Annotated in this window: 18 protein-coding genes; 10 read left to right on the forward strand and 8 right to left on the reverse strand. The window is 65.6% G+C overall.

Annotated elements, in window-relative coordinates; translation table 11 throughout:
- Positions 1 to 6: 6 nt before the first annotated feature.
- From N5C28_RS13145 to glcC, 8 genes are all read right to left on the reverse strand, one after another.
- Positions 7 to 750 carry an endonuclease/exonuclease/phosphatase family protein gene (locus N5C28_RS13145; protein WP_279822860.1) on the reverse strand — a complete coding sequence of 248 codons (744 nt, stop codon included), beginning with the start codon at positions 748 to 750 and terminating at the stop codon, positions 7 to 9.
- 112 nt (positions 751 to 862) lie between these two features.
- Positions 863 to 1,621, reverse strand: a complete 759-nt coding sequence (locus N5C28_RS13150; RefSeq protein WP_279822861.1) for a hypothetical protein — start codon at positions 1,619 to 1,621, stop codon at positions 863 to 865.
- A gap of 236 nt (positions 1,622 to 1,857) precedes the next feature.
- Complete coding sequence (locus N5C28_RS13155; RefSeq protein WP_279822862.1) at positions 1,858 to 3,198, reverse strand: hemolysin family protein; 1,341 nt, start codon at positions 3,196 to 3,198, stop codon at positions 1,858 to 1,860.
- 81 nt (positions 3,199 to 3,279) lie between these two features.
- Positions 3,280 to 4,584, reverse strand: a complete 1,305-nt coding sequence (gene phoR / locus N5C28_RS13160) for a phosphate regulon sensor histidine kinase PhoR (protein WP_279822863.1) — start codon at positions 4,582 to 4,584, stop codon at positions 3,280 to 3,282.
- 84 nt (positions 4,585 to 4,668) lie between these two features.
- A complete protein-coding gene (gene phoB, locus N5C28_RS13165; RefSeq protein WP_279822865.1) occupies positions 4,669 to 5,358 on the reverse strand; it encodes a phosphate regulon transcriptional regulator PhoB in 690 nt (229 codons plus the stop codon).
- A gap of 85 nt (positions 5,359 to 5,443) precedes the next feature.
- Positions 5,444 to 6,337 (reverse strand): 4-hydroxybenzoate octaprenyltransferase, encoded by an 894-nt coding sequence (ubiA, locus tag N5C28_RS13170; RefSeq protein ID WP_279822867.1) that lies wholly within the window; start codon positions 6,335 to 6,337, stop codon positions 5,444 to 5,446.
- A gap of 169 nt (positions 6,338 to 6,506) precedes the next feature.
- Entirely contained in the window at positions 6,507 to 7,058 is a 552-nt protein-coding gene (locus tag N5C28_RS13175) for a chorismate lyase (protein WP_279822870.1), read from the reverse strand.
- Positions 7,059 to 7,122: 64 nt separating this feature from the next.
- Complete coding sequence (gene glcC, locus N5C28_RS13180) at positions 7,123 to 7,896, reverse strand: transcriptional regulator GlcC (RefSeq protein ID WP_279822873.1); 774 nt, start codon at positions 7,894 to 7,896, stop codon at positions 7,123 to 7,125.
- A 252-nt stretch (positions 7,897 to 8,148) separates the two neighbouring features.
- On the opposite strand from glcC, the gene glcD reads away from it, so the two are divergent.
- From glcD to N5C28_RS13230, 10 genes are all read left to right on the forward strand, one after another.
- Complete coding sequence (glcD, locus tag N5C28_RS13185) at positions 8,149 to 9,648, forward strand: glycolate oxidase subunit GlcD (protein WP_279822875.1); 1,500 nt, start codon at positions 8,149 to 8,151, stop codon at positions 9,646 to 9,648.
- Positions 9,648 to 10,712, forward strand: a complete 1,065-nt coding sequence (glcE, locus tag N5C28_RS13190) for a glycolate oxidase subunit GlcE (RefSeq protein WP_279822877.1) — start codon at positions 9,648 to 9,650, stop codon at positions 10,710 to 10,712. The genes glcD and glcE overlap by 1 nt, the downstream gene beginning before the upstream one ends.
- A 2-nt stretch (positions 10,713 to 10,714) precedes the next feature.
- Positions 10,715 to 11,950 (forward strand): glycolate oxidase subunit GlcF, encoded by a 1,236-nt coding sequence (glcF, locus tag N5C28_RS13195; RefSeq protein WP_279822879.1) that lies wholly within the window; start codon positions 10,715 to 10,717, stop codon positions 11,948 to 11,950.
- A complete protein-coding gene (locus N5C28_RS13200) occupies positions 11,947 to 12,345 on the forward strand; it encodes a heme-binding protein (RefSeq protein ID WP_279822881.1) in 399 nt (132 codons plus the stop codon). The genes glcF and N5C28_RS13200 overlap by 4 nt, the downstream gene beginning before the upstream one ends.
- A gap of 33 nt (positions 12,346 to 12,378) precedes the next feature.
- The gene (locus tag N5C28_RS13205; RefSeq protein ID WP_279822882.1) at positions 12,379 to 14,556 is read left to right on the forward strand and encodes a malate synthase G; all 2,178 of its coding nucleotides are present in this window, start codon (positions 12,379 to 12,381) and stop codon (positions 14,554 to 14,556) included.
- Between the two features lie 273 nt (positions 14,557 to 14,829).
- Positions 14,830 to 16,533, forward strand: coding sequence for an L-lactate permease (locus tag N5C28_RS13210; RefSeq protein WP_279822884.1), 1,704 nt, complete (start codon positions 14,830 to 14,832; stop codon positions 16,531 to 16,533).
- Between the two features lie 142 nt (positions 16,534 to 16,675).
- Complete coding sequence (locus tag N5C28_RS13215; RefSeq protein WP_279822885.1) at positions 16,676 to 16,843, forward strand: rubredoxin; 168 nt, start codon at positions 16,676 to 16,678, stop codon at positions 16,841 to 16,843.
- 152 nt (positions 16,844 to 16,995) lie between these two features.
- Positions 16,996 to 17,163, forward strand: coding sequence for a rubredoxin (locus tag N5C28_RS13220; protein ID WP_279822887.1), 168 nt, complete (start codon positions 16,996 to 16,998; stop codon positions 17,161 to 17,163).
- A gap of 83 nt (positions 17,164 to 17,246) precedes the next feature.
- Complete coding sequence (locus N5C28_RS13225) at positions 17,247 to 18,395, forward strand: FAD-dependent oxidoreductase (protein ID WP_279822889.1); 1,149 nt, start codon at positions 17,247 to 17,249, stop codon at positions 18,393 to 18,395.
- Between the two features lie 188 nt (positions 18,396 to 18,583).
- Positions 18,584 to 18,856, forward strand: coding sequence for an HU family DNA-binding protein (locus N5C28_RS13230; protein ID WP_003242571.1), 273 nt, complete (start codon positions 18,584 to 18,586; stop codon positions 18,854 to 18,856).
- The last annotated feature ends 84 nt before the right edge of the window (positions 18,857 to 18,940 follow it).

The raw sequence follows: 18,940 nt of genomic DNA on the forward strand, positions 1-18,940 counted from the left end.
TCGCGATCAGGCCTTGCTCAGGCGACAGCTCAGTGCACAGTGATCTGACACGCCGGTCGTCAGCCTGGCGTTTTCCAGCCGATAGCCTGGCGTGTGGAACAGTCCATCGACCATGAACGGAATCTCGCCGGCGCGGTGTAGCGCGCCGTCGATGCTGCTGGTGTAGTGCGCCGGTACGCCGTCGATGAAGTGCTCGGCGATCAAATCGAAGGTGGCGCGCCCGCGTGGCGCGTTGAAGTCGCCGGTCAGCAGCAGGCCGCCCGCGTCGCGGGATTGCGCCTGGGCCAGCGCGATCAGCTTGCCGGCGCTCTCGCGCTGGTACGGCGTGGAGGTGCCGAACGGGGTGACGTTGAGGTGGGTGACGGCGACGCGAAAGCCACTGACCGTAGCACTGAGCATCACCTCGGCGATGCTCAGCGGGTCGGCCATGCGCTTGCCCTCGAGCGTGACGAACGCCATCTCCTGAATATGCGCCGGGTTGCCCGAGTAATACTCGGCTTTGACATCGAGCAGCGCCTCGCCACTGACCAGCATGCCGACGCCCACCACATTGACAGGACCTTCCTCGGGATAGCGGGCCATGGGCGCAAAGGCCATGGTGCCGCCCATCAGGGCCTCGAAAAAGGGGATGTCGCGCTCGCAGAGCTCCTGCAGGCAAAGCAGCCGCGGGCGTTCACGCTCGATGAAGGCGGCAACGCGTGCCAGGTGTCTGGAGCGTTCGATGTTGATGGAGGCGATGCTGAGTGACATGGGACCGGGGATGCGATGAGAAAGGGCGGCCGGGGGATTCGTGGCTGCTGAAACGAAGGGCGCAGTATACCCGACGTCTGCACCCCACGGCCGCTCGGTTACAGCGGTGTGATCAGAACGCCAGGCCGACTTTCAGGCCAACCTGCTCTTGCTTGAGCTTGCTGTTTTCCGCCAGCACGGTGTCGCTGTCGAGTTTGTAATTGGTGCGGGTGTAGTACAGGCTGGTGCTGATCGGCAGGTTGTTGATGCCTTTGTTCCATAGCACAGTCAGCTCGGCGTACGGGTTGGCCTTGTCCTTCAGGTCGACGGTGTCGCTGCCTTCGCCGCTGACTTTCAGCTCGGCTTCGGCGTCGAGCGAGTAGCGTGCACCGGCTTCCAGCCGCACGGTGTAATCCGAGGTCAGGTAGTTGTAGCCGAGGCCCGCCTTGGCGAATGGTGCCTTGCTGGTCAGCTTGATGTTGGTGTCGAATGGGCCGACGTCGTCCTGCTCGATACGGCCCCAGTCGTAGCCACCGCCGACCACGAAGTCGATGTAGTTGTTGGTGCTCAGTGCCGCGCGCAGGCCCAGGTCCAGGTCGGCACGGGCGGCCTTGTATTCGTCGTCATCCTTCTCACGGTATTGGCCTTCGATGCCCGCCTGGTAGATGAAGCCTTCGTGGCCGGTCAGCTTGTTGCCGAAGGTGTAGAACAGACCGCCCTGATTCAGGCGCTCCTTGTCGCTTTCACCAAAGGCGCTCAATTTGTACTGGTTGTGGGAACCGATCACGCCGATGGTCGAAATCGGGTCCGTGATCGAGTCGGCGTAGGCATGGGAAGCGCCAGCGAGGCACAGGGCGAGGGCAGTTTTTGAGGTGATTCCGTTGAGTTGCATGGCTGAATCCTTGGCAGTCTGTTCATGGGATGGCGTGCGTCGATCCAATCGATCGCACGCGGTGGACTGCCCACCTGCGACGGGTATTCGAGAAAGCCGACGAACGGTCGTAAGTGCTTGTCTCATAAAGCGAGGATGGCGGTTACTACCTGCCATAGATGACCAAAAGGTCAGGTTGCCGGGGCGGCAATGCCAGCACGTGGGCGTACGCGTTCGCGGCCGCCTGTGCACGCGGTTCAGTTCAGCTTGACGACCTTGGCCAGCACGATCTTCGGCCCTTTCATCTTTTTGACGATGACGCGCAGGCCGGCGACTTCCATCACTTCCTCTTCTTCCGGCACGCGCTTGAGCGTCTCGTAGATCAGCCCGGCCAGGGTTTCGGCCTCGATGTGGTCGAGGTCCACGCCCAGCAGGCGCTCGACCTTGAACAGCGGCGTATCGCCCCGTACCAGCAGCTTGCCTGGCTGGTAGGCGAGGATGCCGCGCTCGGCCTTGCGGTGTTCGTCCTGGATATCGCCAACCAGGGCTTCCAGCACGTCTTCCATGGTCAGGTAGCCGATCACCTTGCCATCGGCTTCCTCGACCAGGGCGAAGTGCGAACCGCCCTGGCGGAACTGCTCCAGCAGACTGGACAGCGGCATGTGCCGGTTCACCCGCTCGACCGGGTGCATCAGCTCCGAAATGCGCAGCGCCGAGGGCAGCATTTCCAGCAGCGACAGGTGCAGCAGCAGGTCCTTGATGTGCAGCACGCCGACGAAATCACCGGCGGCCTCGTCGTACACCGGGTAGCGGCTGTACTTGTGGCGGCGGAACACACTGAACACCTCGTCCAGCGGGGCGTGCAGCTCCAGGTAGATCAGGTCTTCGCGCGAGTTGGCCCAGTCCACGACCTCCAGTTCACCCAGCTCCACTGCCGAGGCCAGCACGCGCATGTCCTGGTCGGTGGGGTCGCCGGCGCGGCTGGAATGGAGGATCAGCTTCAGCTCGTCGCGGCTGTAGTGGTGTTCATGGTGCGGGCCGGGCTCGCCCTGGCCGGCGATGCGCAGGATCGCGTTGGCGCTGGCGTTGAGCAGGAAGATCGCCGGGTACATGGCCCAGTAGAACAGGTAGAGCGGGGCGGCCGTCCACAGCGACAGCAGCTCGGGCTTGCGGATGGCCCAGGATTTGGGGGCCAGCTCGCCGACCACGATGTGCAGGTAGGAAATGATGAAGAACGCCGTGAAGAAGGCGATGGCGCTGATCGCCTTCGGCGATTCGATGCCCATGGCGCCCAGCAGCGGTTCCAGCAGGTGGGCGAACGCCGGCTCGCCGACCCAGCCGAGGCCCAGGGAGGCCAGGGTGATGCCCAGCTGGCAGGCCGAGAGGTAGGCGTCCAGCTGGTTGTGCACGGTGCGCAGGATGTGCCCGCGCCAGCCGTTCTTGACTGCCAGGGCTTCGACCTTGGTGGCGCGCAGCTTGACGATGGCGAACTCGGCGGCCACGAAGAAACCGTTGAGCAGGACCAGGAAAAAGGCGAATAGAACGAGGCCGAAATCGGCAAACAGGGTGGCGAGGGAGTAGCTCGTGGAGGGGTCCATAACAGCTTCGGTAGGCCAATGACCGCTAAAGGTTGGGGGCAGATGCCGTGCTTTGCAAGCGGTTGGCCGAAGGTCGCGACATCAGGTGTCGCGACGCACCATCTGGGTGCTGGGGAAATGGCAGATGAAGGTGCTGCCTTTGCCCAGGATGCTGGTGATGTCCAGGCGGGCCCGGTGACGCAGCAGCACGTGCTTGACGATCGCCAGGCCGAGCCCGGTGCCACCGGTGTTGCTGGCGCGGCTGGAGTCGACGCGGTAGAAGCGTTCGGTCAGGCGCGGCAGGTGCTTGGTCTCGATGCCGATGCCGGTGTCCTGCACGGACAGGTGGGCGCCGTTGCTGTCGGACCACCAGCGGATGTGGATGTCGCCTTCGTCGGGGGTGTACTTCACCGCGTTGAACACCAGGTTGGAGAAGGCGCTGCGCAGCTCCGCCTCGCTGCCCTTGAGCTTGAGGTGCGGGTCGGCTTCCAGACTGATGCGGTGGCGCCCGGCGGACAGGGCCTGGGCATCGTTCTTGATGCTCAACAGCAGCAGGTCCACGGCCACCGGCTGGTTGTCCGAGGGGTAGTCGGTGGCTTCCAGCTTGGCCAGCAGCAGCAGGTCGTTGAGCAGGTTCTGCATGCGCCCGCCCTGTTGCTGCATCTGCTGCAGGGCGCGCAGCCAGCGCGGGTTCACTTCGTCGACGTTGTCCAGCAGAGTTTCCAGGTAGCCGGCGATCACCGTGAGCGGCGTGCGCAGCTCATGGGACACGTTGGCCACGAAGTCTTTGCGCATCTGCTCCAGCTGGTGCAGGCGCGTGACGTCGCGCACCAGCATCAGGTGCTCGCTGTTGCCGTACTGGGTGATATGAAACTGCAGGTGGCGGCGGTCGTTGACCGGTGACGGCAGGTCCAGCGGTTCGGCGTAGTTGCTGCGTTCGAAGTACTCGATGAAGCGCGGGTCGCGCACCAGGTTGGTGATGGCCTGGCCACTGTCCTGCGGGGTCTTGAGCCCGAGCAGGGTTTCCGCGGCGATGTTCCACCATTCCAGGTTGCCGGCGCTGTCGAGCATGACCACGGCATCCTTCAGGGCCGCGGTGGACTCCTGCACGCGGTCGATCACGGCTTGCAGGCGTCCGCGGGCGCGCTCGTTGCGGCGTTGCAGGTGGTAGATGCTGTCGAACACTTCGCCCCACAGGCCGTAGCCATCGGGCGGCGGTTCGTCGGGTTTGTGTTCCTTGAGCCACTTGTGCAGGCGCAGCAGCTGGCTGAGGGTCCAGCCAAGGTGGGCGGCGAGGCCGAAGGCCAGGGCCCAGGCGTACTCTCCGGTGATCAGGCCGAGCAGCAGGCAGCCACCGATCAACAACAGCAGGCGGCGCACCACGGCGCCACGCCAGTTCTGATTCACTTGGAAGTCATCCGCCAATCAATCCATTCTGCCGACAGGGTCTGCGCGGTCCCGGAGCGGGACGGCGGCAGGATCGCATGCTCGTTAGCTTTTTGTCGAAAAACGGTAGCCGGTGCCGCGCACGGTCTGTACCAGGTTCTCGTAGACCTCGCCGAGCGCCTTGCGCAGGCGGCGGATGTGCACGTCGACGGTACGCTCTTCGACGTACACGTTGCCGCCCCAGACCTGGTCGAGCAGCTGGCCGCGGGTGTAGGCGCGCTCCTGGTGGGTCATGAAGAACTGCAGCAGGCGGTATTCGGTGGGGCCCATCTCGGCAGGCTTGCCGTCGATGGTCACGCGGTGGCTGATCGGGTCGAGCAGCAGGCCGCCCACTTCGATCGGCCCCTCGTTGTCGGCCGGGCCGGCACGGCGCAGCACGGCCTTGAGGCGGGCCACCAGTTCGCGGGGCGAGAAGGGCTTGGTGATGTAGTCGTCGGCGCCGACTTCCAGGCCCTGGATCTTGTTGTCCTCTTCGCCCTTGGCGGTGAGCATGATGATCGGGATGTCCCCGGTCAGCTCGTCGCGCTTGAGGCGGCGCGCCAGTTCAATCCCGGAAGTGCCCGGGAGCATCCAGTCGAGCAGGATCAGGTCGGGTTTGCGGTCGACGATGATGGCGTGCGCCTGTTGGGTGTTTTCCGCTTCCAGGCACTCGTAGCCGGCCATTTCCAGGGCTACCGCGATCATTTCGCGGATCGGTGCTTCGTCATCGACGATCAGGATGTTCTTGCCAACCATGGGGTCAAGCCTCGGCTCGTTTCGCTGTCATGCGCCGCATTAGATAACGGAATTATTGCAGCGATATGACAGAACGGTGCTGCGACTATGCCTTGAGCGCGTAATCGAGCACCAGTCCGAGGAAAATCGCCAACCCGGCCCAGTGGTTGTGCAGGAACGCGTTGAAACAGACCATCGGCTCGCGGTGGCGGGTCACGTGGTACTCCCAGGCGAAGCAGCCGGCGGCGACCAGCAGGCCGAGGTGGAAGTAGAGGCCCAGTTCGAAGCGCGACCCGGCCAGCAGCAGGCAGAACAGTGCCATGCCCTGCAGGGAGGCGATGATCAGGCGGTCGGCGTCGCCGAACAGGATCGCCGTGGACTTCACGCCGATCTTCAGATCGTCCTCGCGGTCGGCCATGGCGTAATAGGTGTCGTAGGCCACGGTCCACAACAGGTTGGCGATGTACAGCAGCCAGGCCTCCGGCGGCAGGCTGCCGGTTTCCGCGGTGAAGGCCATCGGCATGCCCCAGGAGAATGCTGCGCCCAGTACCACCTGGGGGTAGAAGGTGTAGCGCTTCATGAACGGGTAGCAGGCGGCCAGGGCCAGGCCGCCGAACGACAGCCAGATGGTAGTGGCGTTGGTGAACAGCACCAGCACGAAGCTCAGGGCCACCAGCACGGCGAACAGGATCAGCGCCTCGCGGCCGGTGATTTTGCCGCTGGCCAAGGGACGGGCCTTGGTGCGACTGACGTGGCCGTCGAAGTTGCGGTCGGCGTAGTCGTTGATCACGCAGCCGGCGGCGCGCATCAGGATCACCCCGACCACGAAGATGAACAGGTTCTTGGCACTCGGCACGCCTTCGGCCGCCACCCACAGGGCCCACAGCGTCGGCCAGAGCAGCAGGTAGATGCCGATCGGCCGGTCCAGGCGCATCAGCTGGATGAAGTCCCAGGCGCGAGGGTGCAGGCGGTTGAGCGATTTCAGCATGCGGGTGTACATCGAGCCGTCTCCGTGCAGATTGCGGCGGATTATACGGGGGATGAGGCGCCGGGGTGGATGGGGCCTTTTGCCGTCGAGGTACTGTCGCGGCTGAAGCCCCTCCCACGGGGAGGCATGTGCTGTGGGAGGCGCTTCAGCGGCGAGGCTTATGGCGCAAACCCGGCGTTGTTCAGCCCTGAATATCGGCGGCGGGCCAGAACGCCGGCAGGAACACCTCGGCCACCAGCACGCCCAGCGGCCCACGGCTGAAGCAGGAACGGCGCGCCCAGAGGCCATCGGTGCGCACCGCGTCCGGCAGCCAGGCCGCCGGGTAGTGGCAGGCCTGCAGGGCGCCGCGGTCGAAGGCGCGGTCGCTGAACAGCAGTTCGCCGAGGGAGCGGCTGCCGAGCTGGTCCAGGGCCAGGCCGGACCCCTCCAGGGCGCTGCGGGCCGCCACGCTGCGGGCGAAGACCCAGGGCTCGCCGTGGCCACGCAGGTACACCTCGCGCACCCAGCCCTGGCTGCCTTCGGCCACGCCCAGGGCAACGCATTCGTCGCTGCGCAGCGTGTCCCAGCCTTCGTTCAGCGGCGTGACGCTGAAGGCGTCCGCGGACAGCGCGGTCAGGCGGCGGGTCAGGGAGTCTTCGTTGAACAGCCAGTCGTGCACGGCCGGTGCGGGCGTGGGTTGCAACTGGTCGGCGGTCGACCAGGACGACGGCTGGAGGAGGGCGGTGTGAGGCACGGCGCGCTTTCATGGCAAGGGGAAGCGCGGGAGTCTACCACGGCGCCTTCCCTGGCAGCTGGCGTCAGGACCAGCCTTCGAGGCGCATGGTCGCGCGCACCAGGCGCTGTTCTTCCAGCTCGATGTCCCGCAGGTTGTCGCGGATGCTGTGGATATGTTCGCGCGCCGCCCGCTGCGCCTGCTCCGGCAGGCGTTCGATCACCGCGTGGTAGAGGCGGGTGTGCTGGCGGTCGATCTGGCGCTTCTGCAGGGGCCGGTGGTAGAGGTTGTTGACCGAGGCGAACACCGAATTGAGCATCAGCGCGGTCAGCGATTGCAGGGTGTGCAGCAGCACCGGGTTGTGCGAGGCCTCGCAGATGGCCAGGTGGAACGCATGGTCGAGGCGTGCATGTTCGTGGGGCTCGATGCCCTCCGGCTCGCTGTGGGCGGCGACCATTTCCTCGTAGCGGCGGGTGAGCAGGACGAAATCCGCTTCCGTTCCACGCGTGGCCGCCAGGCGCGCCGACTCGGCTTCCAGCAGGGCGCGCACCTCCAGCAGGTCAAAGAGGGTGCGCGGCTGCGAACTGAACAGGTGCATCAACGGGCTGGCATCCACCGGGCCGGTGAGGGCAGCGACCCTGGAATCCCGGCCCTGGGTGGTTTCGATGATGCCGCGCCCGCGCAGCACCTTGAGCCCCTCGCGCAGAGCCGACCGGGAGATGCCCAGCTTCTCGCACAGGCGCCGCTCCGAGGGCAGCGGCTGACCCGACTTGAGGACGCCGTCGACGATCAGGCGTTCGATTCGCTCGGCCACCACATCACTGACCTGGCGGCGCACCGCAGTTGTCTGTTCGCTCATGAAACCTTCCTGTTACTGGTAGGACCAGATGATTCTCTGTGTTCGACATGCTACCCACTATAGGCCGATGGTCGAGTATTCACGGGCTTTCTGGCGGTTATTGGTCGAAAAGTCAGAGGAAAAAACTGGTACGACCAGTGCGTCTCGACATGGACGCTTCAGCGTTTCGGGGCTAAAGATGCGGCACATACCAGCAGCGAGGCCCCTGGCCTCGCATGCCTATAACAACAATGCCGCCTGGTTGAGCCTGCGATGAACATCCTGTACGACGAACGCATCGACGGCGTGCTGCCCAGCGTCGACAAGTCGGCCCTGCTGCACGCGCTGCAAGCCGGGCTGCCCGACCTGCAGATCCTGCACACCCAGGAAGACCTCAAGCCCTATGAGTGCGATGGCCTGTCGGCCTACCGCACCACGCCCATGCTGGTGGTCCTGCCCGAGCGCCTGGAACAGGTCCAGACCCTGCTGCGGCTGTGCCATGAGCGCCAGGTGCCGGTGGTGGCCCGCGGTGCCGGTACCGGTTTGTCCGGCGGCGCGCTGCCGCTGGAGAAGGGCGTGCTGCTGGTGATGGCGCGCTTCAACAAGATTCTCGAGATCGACCCGGCCGCACGCCTGGCGCGGGTGCAGCCCGGGGTGCGCAACCTGGCGATCTCCCAGGCCGCTGCCCCCTTCGACCTGTACTACGCCCCCGACCCGTCCTCGCAGATCGCCTGCTCCATCGGCGGCAACGTGGCGGAGAACGCCGGCGGCGTGCACTGCCTGAAGTACGGCCTGACCGTGCACAACTTGCTGAAGGTGGACATCCTCACGGTCGAGGGCGAAGCCATGACCCTGGGCTCCGATGCCCTGGACTCGCCGGGCTTCGACCTGCTGGCGCTGTTCACCGGCTCGGAAGGCATGCTGGGCATCGTCACCGAGGTGACCGTCAAGCTGCTGCCCAAGCCCCAGGTGGCCAAGGTGCTGCTGGCCAGTTTCGATTCGGTGGAAAAAGCCGGGCGCGCGGTGGGCGACATCATCGCCGCCGGCATCATCCCTGGTGGCCTGGAAATGATGGACAACCTGGCGATCCGCGCGGCGGAAGACTTCATCCACGCCGGCTACCCGGTGGAGGCCGAGGCGATCCTGCTGTGCGAGCTGGATGGCGTGGAAGCCGATGTGCACGACGAGTGCGAGCGCGTGGGCCGTGTGCTGGAACAGGCCGGGGCCACCGAGGTGCGCCTGGCCCGGGACGAGGCCGAACGCGTGAAGTTCTGGGCCGGGCGCAAGAACGCCTTCCCGGCGGTGGGGCGCATTTCCCCCGATTACTACTGCATGGACGGCACCATCCCGCGCCGCGAGCTGCCGGGGGTGCTCAAGGGCATCGCCGAGCTGTCCGAGTCCTACGGCCTGCGCGTGGCCAACGTGTTCCATGCCGGCGACGGCAACATGCACCCGCTGATCCTGTTCGATGCCAACCAGCCGGGCGAGCTGGAGCGTGCCGAGGCCATCGGCGGCAAGATCCTCGAACTCTGCGTCAAGGTCGGCGGCAGCATCACCGGCGAGCACGGCGTGGGCCGCGAGAAGATCAACCAGATGTGCGCGCAGTTCAACAGCGACGAACTGACCCTGTTCCATGCGGTGAAGGCGGCCTTCGACCCGAGCGGCCTGCTCAACCCGGGCAAGAACATCCCGACCCTGCACCGCTGTGCCGAATTCGGTGGCATGCATGTGCACCACGGCCAGCTGCCCTTTCCCGAACTGGAGCGTTTCTGATGACCGTGCATCACCAGGCGGATACCAGCGCGGCGCTGCTGGAACAGGTGAATCACGCCCTGCACAGCGGCACGCCACTGCGTATTCAGGGTGGCAACAGCAAGGCATTTCTCGGCCGCCCGGTCGAGGGCGAGGTGCTCGACACCCGCAGTCATCGCGGCATCGTCAGCTACGACCCCACCGAATTGGTGATCACCGCCCGGGCCGGCACGCCGCTGCGCGAACTGGAAGCGGCGCTGGACGAGGCCGGGCAGATGCTTACCTGCGAGGCGCCGCATTTCACCGACGACGCCACCGTGGGCGGCATGGTCGCGGCGGGGCTGTCCGGCCCGCGTCGGCCCTGGTCGGGCGCGGTGCGCGACCTGGTGCTGGGCACGCGCCTGATCACCGGGTTCGGCAAGCAACTGCGCTTTGGTGGCGAAGTGATGAAGAACGTCGCCGGCTACGACCTGTCCCGCCTGCTGGCGGGTAGCTTCGGCTGCTTGGGGGTCATCACCGAGGTGTCGCTCAAAGTGCTGCCCAAGCCGCGTCAGTGCATCAGCCTGCGCCTGGAGATGGACAGCGCCCTGGCCCTGAAGAAACTCGCCGACTGGGGCCAGCAACCCATCCCGATCAGTGGTGCGAGCCATGACGGGCGTGCTCTGCACCTGCGCCTGGAAGGTGGCGAAGGCTCGGTGGCCTCGGCCCGCGAGCGCCTCGGTGGCGAGCTGCTGGAGGCCGGTTACTGGCACGACCTGAACGAGCAGCGCCTGGCGTTCTTCGCCGATTCGCGGCCCCTGTGGCGGCTGTCGCTGCCCAACAACTGCGCGCCCCTGAACCTGCCGGGCGAACAACTGATCGACTGGGGTGGTGCCCAGCGCTGGCTGAAATCCGACGCCGATGCCGAACACATCCGTCAGGTGGTCGCCGCTGTCGGTGGCCACGCCACCTGCTTTACCGCCGGCCGCTGCGACAGCCCGTTCCAACCGCTGGCCGCGCCGCTGTTGCGTTACCACCGCCAATTGAAAGCCCAGCTCGACCCCAAGGGGATATTCAACCCCGGTCGGCTGTACGCAGAGGTCTGACCATGCAAACCAATCTGAGTGAACAGGCCAGACAACTGCCCCGCGCCGAGGAAGCCGAGCGCATCCTGCGCTCGTGCGTGCACTGCGGGTTCTGCAACGCCACCTGCCCCACCTACCAGTTGCTGGGCGACGAGCTGGACGGCCCGCGCGGGCGTATCTACCTGATCAAGCAGGTGCTCGAAGGCAACGCGGTCACTGCCCAGACCCAGGAGCACCTGGACCGCTGCCTGACCTGCCGCAATTGCGAGACCACCTGCCCGTCCGGGGTGGAGTACCACACGCTGCTGGACATCGGTCGCGACGTGGTCGAGCAGGTGGTGCCGCGTCCGCTGGGCGAGCGTGTGCTGCGGGAAGGGCTGCGCCTGCTGGTGCCGCGCCCGGCACTGTTCAAGGCGCTGACCCAGACCGGCCAGGCCTTCCGCCCGCTGCTGCCGGCGAGCCTGAAGAACAAGCTGCCGCGGCAGATCCGGGTGGCCAAGCCCCGGCCGGCGGTGACCCATGCGCGGCGCGTGCTGATGCTCGAAGGCTGTGTGCAGCCCGGCCTGTCGCCGAACACCAATGCCGCCACGGCCCGGGTGCTTGATCGCCTGGGAATCAGCGTGGTGCCGATCCGTGAAGCCGGCTGCTGCGGGGCCGTGGATTACCACCTCAATGCCCAGGAGCAGGGCCTGCAGCGCGCCCGGCAGAACATCGATGCCTGGTGGCCGGCGGTGCAGGCCGGGGCCGAAGCCATCGTGCAGACCGCCAGCGGTTGCGGCGCCTTCGTCAAGGAGTACGGCCACCTGCTGGCGGCCGATCCGGCCTATGCCGACAAGGCCCGGCGCATCAGCGAGCTGGCCCTGGACCTGGTCGAGGTGCTGCGTGCCGAGGCCCTGGAAACCCTGGGGATCGACAGCGGCAAACGCCTGGCCTTCCACTGCCCCTGCACCCTGCAGCACGCACAAAAGCTCGGCGGCGCGGTCGAACAGGTGCTCACGCGCCTGGGCTTCCACCTGACCCGCGTGCCCGACAGCCATCTGTGCTGTGGCTCGGCGGGCACCTATTCGCTCACCCAACCCGTGTTGTCGCGCCAATTGCGTGACAACAAGCTCAATGCCCTCGAAAGCGGCAAGCCAGAGGTCATTGTCACTGCCAATATCGGCTGCCAGACCCACCTCGACAGCGCCGGACGCACTCCCGTGCGGCACTGGATCGAGCTGGTCGAAGAAGCCCTGAATCCACCGGAGAACCGTGCATGAAAACCAAATTCATCCTGGGCCAGACCGAAGTCGCCCGCATCCTCGCCGCGGCCCGCGCTGAAGCGCAGCAGAACCAATGGGCGGTGTCGATCGCCGTGGTCGACGACGGCGGTCATCCCCTGGCCTTTGAGCGTCTCGACGGCGCGGGTGCCATCAGCGCCTACATCGCCACCGAGAAGGCCCGCACGTCGGCCCTGGGCCGCCGCGAATCGAAAGGCTACGAGGACATGGTCAACGGCGGGCGGACGGCCTTCCTCTCGGCACCGATCCTGACCTCCCTGGAAGGCGGCGTGCCGGTGGTGGTCGATGGCCAGGTCATCGGCGCCGTCGGCGTGTCCGGGGTCAAGGCCGAGCAGGACGCCCAGGTGGCCAAGGCCGGCATTGCCGCGCTCTGAGCCCCCACCGATCAGCAGACAGGAGAACGAGTGATGAGCGAACGCGTGCAATGCCAGCGCTTGCAGGTAGCCAGTGAATTGAAGCGCTTTGTCGACGAGGAGGTGCTGCCCGGCACCGGTATCCAGTCGGCGGCGTTCTGGCAGGGGTTCGATGCCCTGGTGCATGACCTGGCCCCGACCAACCGCGCGCTGCTGGCCGAGCGTGACCGGCTGCAGGCCGAACTGGACGCCTGGCACCGCGCGCACCCCGGCCCGGTGACGGACATGCCCGCGTATCGCGCCTTCCTCGGGTCGATCGGCTACCTGCAGCCGCAGCCGAACGACGTCCAGGCCACCACCGCCAACGTCGACAGCGAAATCACCCAGCAGGCCGGGCCACAACTGGTGGTGCCGGTGATGAATGCGCGCTACGCGCTGAATGCCGCCAACGCCCGCTGGGGCTCGCTGTATGACGCGCTGTACGGCACCGACGCAATCAGCGAAGCCGACGGCGCCGAAAAGGGCCCGGGCTACAACGAGGTGCGGGGTGCCAAGGTGATTGCCTTCGCCCGCGCCTTCCTCGACCAGGCCGCGCCCCTGGCCGATGGCTCCCATGCCGATGCCCAGCGTTACCAGATCGTCGACGGCCAGTTGCAGGTCAGCCTGAGCGATGGCCGCCGCAGCGGCCTGAAAGAACCGGCGAAGTTCGTCGGCTACCAGGGCCAGGTCGAAGCGCCCCAGGCCGTGCTGCTGAAGAACAATGGCCTGCACGTGGAAATCCAGATCGACCCGTCGAGCCCGGTGGGCCGTACCGATGCCGCCGGGGTCAAGGACCTGCTGCTGGAAGCGGCGCTGTCGACCATCCTCGATTGCGAAGACTCGGTGGCTGCCGTGGACGCCGCCGACAAGGTGGTGATCTACCGCAACTGGCTCGGCCTGATGAAGGGCGACCTCACCGAAGAACTGGAGAAGGGCGGCAAGCGCATCACCCGTCGCCTCAACCCGGACCGCCAGTACCGCACGCCGACGGGCGGTGAGCTGACCCTGCACGGGCGTTCGCTGCTGTTCGTGCGCAATGTCGGCCACCTGATGAGCAACCCGGCTATCCTCGATGGCCAGGGCCAGGAAATCCCCGAAGGCATCCTCGATGCGGTGCTGACCAGCGTGATCGCCCTGCATGACCTTCAGCGCCGGGGCAACTCGCGCACCGGCAGCCTGTACATCGTCAAGCCGAAGATGCACGGCCCGGCCGAGGTGGCCTTCGCCGACCAGCTGTTCGGCCGCGTCGAAGACCTGCTGGGGCTGCCGCGTCATACCCTGAAGATGGGGATCATGGACGAGGAACGCCGCACCAGCATCAACCTCAAGGCGTGCATTGCTGCCGCCAGCGCCCGGGTGGCGTTCATCAACACCGGCTTCCTCGACCGCACCGGTGATGAAATGCACACCGCCATGGAAGCCGGCGCCATGCTGCGCAAGGGCGACATGAAGACCACGCCGTGGATTCAGGCCTACGAGCGCAACAACGTGCTGGTCGGCCTGAGCTGCGGCCTGCGCGGCAAGGCGCAGATCGGCAAGGGCATGTGGGCCATGCCGGACCTGATGGCCGACATGCTGGTGCAGAAGATCGGTCACCCCAAGGCCGGTGCTAACACCGCCTGGGTGCCGTCGCCGACCGCAGCGGTCCTGCATGCCCTGCATTACCACCAGGTGGAGGTGCAGGCGGTGCAGCGCGAACTGGAAGCCATCGACCTCAATGCCCAGCGCGACAGCCTGCTCAACGACCTGCTGACGGTGCCGGTCACCGCCGAGCGGCCGTGGAGCGCGGCCGAGATCCAGCAGGAGCTGGACAACAACTGCCAGGGCATCCTCGGCTACGTGGTGCGCTGGGTCGAGCAGGGCGTGGGCTGCTCTAAGGTGCCGGATATCCACAACGTCGGCCTGATGGAGGACCGCGCCACCCTGCGTATCTCCAGCCAGCACATCGCCAACTGGCTGCACCACGGCGTGGTCACGGCCGACCAGGTGCGCGAAACCCTGCAGCGTATGGCCAAGGTGGTAGACGGGCAGAACGCCGGTGACCCGCTGTATCGCCCGATGGCGACGGACTTCGCCGGGTCGGCTGCCTTCCAGGCCGCCAGCGACCTGGTGTTCAAGGGGCGCGAACAGCCCAGTGGCTATACCGAGCCGCTGCTGCATGCCTGGCGCCTGCGTTTCAAGCAGGAGGCCTGAACGGAACGAAAACCCGCAGGGCAAGGCGGTCGAGCTGCCGCCTGATCCTGTCCATGAGATGAAACGGCATCCCTGTTGCCCAAGGCGAGCAGGGAGGAGAGATAACACTGGCCCCGACAGCTTATGGCTGTCGGGGCTTTCGAGCATGAGCGCGGTGGTGGGCGATCCCCGCCGGCGTGGCTCACGGAGTGCGGTTTCGAGCGCGCTCCAGATGCGTGGCGCCGGGTATCCCCCGGGAAATTGTGGTTCACAAAAAGAAAAAGGAACCAACCCATGAGTCAAACGCTGCTCTCCATCCTGGCATTCGTGCCACTGGTGCTGGCAGGGGTACTGCTGATCGGCTTTCGCTGGCCAGCCAAGTACGCCATGCCGGTGGTCTTCCTGCTCACGGCAATAATCGGCCTGACGGCCTGGGACATGTCCCTCAACCGAGTGATCGCGTCCAGTCTGCAGGGCCTTATCCTCACGGCCGCGATCCTCTGGATCATCTTCGGCGCCATTCTGTTGCTCAATACCCTCAAGCACTCCGGCGGTATCAGTTCCATCCGTCGAGGGTTCTCCAATGTCAGCCCGGACCGCCGTGTACAGGCGCTGATCGTGGCCTGGTTGTTCGGCTGCTTCATTGAAGGCGCGTCGGGGTTCGGTACGCCGGCTGCCGTGGCTGCGCCGTTGTTGGTCGCCCTGGGCTTCCCGGCGCTGGCAGCGGTGGTGCTGGGCATGATGGTGCAATCCACGCCGGTATCCTTCGGCGCGGTAGGCACGCCGATTCTGGTCGGGGTCGGATCGGGCCTGGACAAGACCGGCATCAGCGAGCAGCTGGTCGCGGTGGGCAGCAACTGGGACGTTCTGTTTCACCTGATCTACTCGCGCGTGGCGATTACCCACGGTCTGATCGGCATTTTCATGCCGCTGATCATGCTGATGGTGATGACCCGCTTCTTCGGCAAGAACCAGTCGTGGAAGGAAGGGCTGGTCATGGCGCCATTCGCCATTTTCACCGCGCTCTGCTTCTCGGTGCCCTACATTGCCGCCGGCGTGTTCCTGGGCCCGGAATTCCCGTCGATGATCGGCGCCCTGGTGGGCCTGGCCATCGTGGTGCCGGCCGCCAAGGCCGGTTTCCTGCTGCCCAAGGACACCTGGGACTTCGCCGATGCCAAGGATTGGCCGGTCGAGTGGATGGGATCCATCGAGATGAAACTCGATGAAATGGCGGTCGGACGCAAACCCATTCCGGTTTTCCTGGCCTGGGCGCCGTACCTGCTGCTGGCCGCTTTCCTGGTGATCTCGCGGTCGTTCCCCGATCTCAAGGCGGCGATGCTGTCGATCAGTTTCGGTTGGAAGGACATCCTGGGCGAGTCCGGCGTGTCCGGTGCCATCGAGCCCCTTTACTTGCCGGGCGGCATCCTGTGCATCGTGGTGCTGATCACGTTCTTCCTGCACCGCATGCGCTTTTCCGAGCTGAAGGCGGCCGTCGGCGAGTCGAGCCGGACACTGCTCGGCGCCGGTTTCGTGCTGATCTTCACCATCCCGATGGTGCGTATTCTGATCAACTCCGGGGTCAACGGCTCCGACCTGATGTCGATGCCGGTGGCCATGGCGCAATTGGTGGCCGATACCGTGGGAGGCATCTATCCGTTCTTCGCACCGGCGGTGGGGGCGTTGGGGGCCTTTATCGCGGGTTCCAACACGGTGTCCAACCTGATGCTGTCGCAGTTCCAGTTCAATGCGGCGGAGCTGCTCACCGTTTCGGGGGCTATGATGGTCGCGTCGCAGTCGGTCGGCGCAGCGGCCGGCAACATGATCGCGATCCACAACGTGGTAGCGGCCTCGGCCACGGTCGGTCTGCTGGGGCGCGAGGGCATCACGTTGCGCAAGACCATGCTGCCAACGCTCTACTACCTCCTGGCTGCTGGCAGCCTGACCATGTTGGCCATGTACGGCATGGGCATTACCGATCCACTGCTGGCTGCGCGCTGAAAGGGCTGCCCGCTCCCGGGCGGGCAGAACCCGACTTTGGTTGGCCCGCCGCCGGGGCGTTTCGTCACCCGGCGGCTTGGCTCACTTGCCCATTTGCGGTAGCGTGCCCCGCGCAATACCGTGAGAGTCGCCTGAGGTAACTATGAAAAAGTGGCAATGTGTGGTCTGTGGCCTGATCTATGACGAGCGCGAGGGCTGGCCCGATGACGGCATCGCCGCCGGTACCCGCTGGGAAGATGTCCCCGAAGACTGGCTCTGCCCAGACTGCGGCGTCGGCAAGATGGATTTCGAGATGATCGAAATCGCCTGATTCCAGGATTACACGACGGCGGCCCACGGGCCGCCGTTTTTCATGGGCGACCGGCAAGGCACAACCTCCGTCTGGTCGCGCCGGTGGCGCGTGGTATTGCACGCTCGATTGCGGTAGGTTCGCTGCATCGGTTCGATCTGTGGAGGCCAGGTATGCGCAAGTGGCAGTGCGTGGTATGCGGGTTCATCTACGACGAAGCCCTGGGCCTGCCGGAAGAGGGCATCGCCCCCGGAACCCGCTGGGAAGACATCCCGCCGGACTGGCTCTGCCCGGATTGCGGTGTCGGCAAGGCGGATTTCGAGATGATCGAGATCGTCTGAACCCTCCTGTTTTCCCCTGTAGCAGTATGCGTGCGGTGGCGCTGGGTCGCGGCACGCCTTCATTCATGAACGAGGAAAGGACAATGAGTGCACCTGTGGTGATCGTCGGTACCGGCCTGGCCGGTTACAACCTGGCGCGGGAGTTTCGCAAGCTCGACAGCGAGACGCCGCTGCTGCTGATCACCGCTGACGATGGTCGCTCGTACTCCAAGCCGATGCTGTCCACCGGCTTCGGCAAGAACAAGGATGCCGACGGCCTGAGCATGGCCGAGCCCGGCGCCATGGCCGAGCAGCTCAAGGCCGAGGTGCGCACCCACACGCGCATCAGCGGTATCGACCCGGGGCACAAGCGCCTGTGGATCGGCGAAGAGTCCGTGCCGTACCGGGACCTGGTCCTGGCCTGGGGCGCCGAGGTGATTCGAGTGCCGGTCGCCGGCGATGCCCAGGACAGGATCCTGCCGGTCAATGACCTGGAAGACTACGCGCGCTTCCGCCAGGCAGCTGCCGGCAAGCAGCGGGTGCTGGTGCTCGGCGCCGGCCTGATCGGCTGCGAATTCACCAACGACCTGATCCTGGGCGGCTACCAGGTGGAATTGGTGGCACCTTGCGAACAAGTGATGCCAGCGCTGCTGCACCCTGCCGCTGCGTCCGCGGTGCAGGCCGGGCTGGAAAGCCTGGGGGCGACCTTCCACCTGGGCCCGGTGCTGACCAGCCTCAACCACAAGGGTGATGCCCTGGAGGCCGTGCTCTCCGATGGCCAGGTGATCGCCTGCGACCTGGTGCTCTCGGCGATCGGCCTGCGGCCGCGCATCGACCTGGCGGCTGCCGCAGGCCTGGCCGTCAACCGCGGTGTGATGGTGGATCGCCAGTTGCGCTCGTCCCACGCCAACATCTACGCCCTGGGCGATTGCGCCGAGGTCGATGGCCTCAACCTGCTGTATGTGATGCCGCTGATGAGCTGCGCCCGCGCCTTGGCACAAACCCTTGCCGGCAACCCGGTGGCGGTGAGCTACGGGCCGATGCCGGTGACCGTGAAGACCCCGGTGTGCCCGCTGGTGGTCTCGCCGCCGCCACGCGGCATGCAAGGGGAGTGGAGCGTGGAAGGCAGCGACGGCAACATCAAGGCACTGTGCCATGATGCAGGCGGCAACCTGCTGGGTTACGCCCTGACCGGCACGGCCGTGCAGGAAAAACTGGCGCTGAATAAGACACTTCCGGCGCTTTTGGCGTGAATGCCGGTCGTTCTGTCGGATACACCACAATTTTCCACGGCTTTACTGGCGGGCAAGACTGGCGCGGGCACCAATGGCATGCCATTCTCCCTCAGTCTGCCGCAGCGCAGAGCTGTTGCGGCGCCTTGGGCGCTGTTCGGGAAGAGCAGCACGGACACAACAACAAAAAACCGTCAAAGAGGCATCTTATGCGTAAACCGGAACTCGCCGCGGCCATCGCCGAAAAGGCTGATCTGACCAAGGATCAAGCCAACCGTGTACTCAACGCCGTACTCGAAGAAATCACGGGTGCACTGAACCGCAAGGACAGTGTGACCCTGGTTGGCTTCGGTACCTTCGTGCAGCGCCACCGCGGTGCCCGCACAGGGAAAAACCCGCAAACCGGTCAACCGGTGAAGATCAAGGCCAGCAACACCGTCGCCTTCAAACCGGGCAAGTCCCTGAAAGACGCGGTCAACTGACCTGTGTGGCCCGGAGCCACCAGGCTCCGGGCTCTCACGTTGCTCCCGCCTGACCTGGGTTTGCGAAAGCACCGCCCGCCCCTC

It is taken from the genome of Pseudomonas sp. GD03944, assembly GCF_029839275.1.
Lineage (GTDB): Bacteria > Pseudomonadota > Gammaproteobacteria > Pseudomonadales > Pseudomonadaceae > Aquipseudomonas.

Excerpts from the sequence above, each read along its gene's own strand:
- N5C28_RS13205 (WP_279822882.1), top strand. The coding sequence starts at position 12,379 with ATGAGCGAACGCGTGCAATGCCAGCGCTTGCAGGTAGCCAGTGAATTG.
- N5C28_RS13200 (WP_279822881.1), top strand. The coding sequence starts at position 11,947 with ATGAAAACCAAATTCATCCTGGGCCAGACCGAAGTCGCCCGCATCCTC.
- N5C28_RS13220 (WP_279822887.1), top strand. The coding sequence starts at position 16,996 with ATGCGCAAGTGGCAGTGCGTGGTATGCGGGTTCATCTACGACGAAGCC.
- N5C28_RS13230 (WP_003242571.1), top strand. The coding sequence starts at position 18,584 with ATGCGTAAACCGGAACTCGCCGCGGCCATCGCCGAAAAGGCTGATCTG.
- N5C28_RS13155 (WP_279822862.1), bottom strand. The coding sequence starts at position 3,198 with ATGGACCCCTCCACGAGCTACTCCCTCGCCACCCTGTTTGCCGATTTC.
- glcE (WP_279822877.1), top strand. The coding sequence starts at position 9,648 with ATGACCGTGCATCACCAGGCGGATACCAGCGCGGCGCTGCTGGAACAG.
- N5C28_RS13225 (WP_279822889.1), top strand. The coding sequence starts at position 17,247 with ATGAGTGCACCTGTGGTGATCGTCGGTACCGGCCTGGCCGGTTACAAC.
- N5C28_RS13150 (WP_279822861.1), bottom strand. The coding sequence starts at position 1,621 with ATGCAACTCAACGGAATCACCTCAAAAACTGCCCTCGCCCTGTGCCTC.
- glcD (WP_279822875.1), top strand. The coding sequence starts at position 8,149 with ATGAACATCCTGTACGACGAACGCATCGACGGCGTGCTGCCCAGCGTC.
- N5C28_RS13215 (WP_279822885.1), top strand. The coding sequence starts at position 16,676 with ATGAAAAAGTGGCAATGTGTGGTCTGTGGCCTGATCTATGACGAGCGC.
- glcF (WP_279822879.1), top strand. The coding sequence starts at position 10,715 with ATGCAAACCAATCTGAGTGAACAGGCCAGACAACTGCCCCGCGCCGAG.
- phoB (WP_279822865.1), bottom strand. The coding sequence starts at position 5,358 with ATGGTTGGCAAGAACATCCTGATCGTCGATGACGAAGCACCGATCCGC.
- N5C28_RS13210 (WP_279822884.1), top strand. The coding sequence starts at position 14,830 with ATGAGTCAAACGCTGCTCTCCATCCTGGCATTCGTGCCACTGGTGCTG.
- glcC (WP_279822873.1), bottom strand. The coding sequence starts at position 7,896 with ATGAGCGAACAGACAACTGCGGTGCGCCGCCAGGTCAGTGATGTGGTG.
- N5C28_RS13145 (WP_279822860.1), bottom strand. The coding sequence starts at position 750 with ATGTCACTCAGCATCGCCTCCATCAACATCGAACGCTCCAGACACCTG.
- ubiA (WP_279822867.1), bottom strand. The coding sequence starts at position 6,337 with ATGTACACCCGCATGCTGAAATCGCTCAACCGCCTGCACCCTCGCGCC.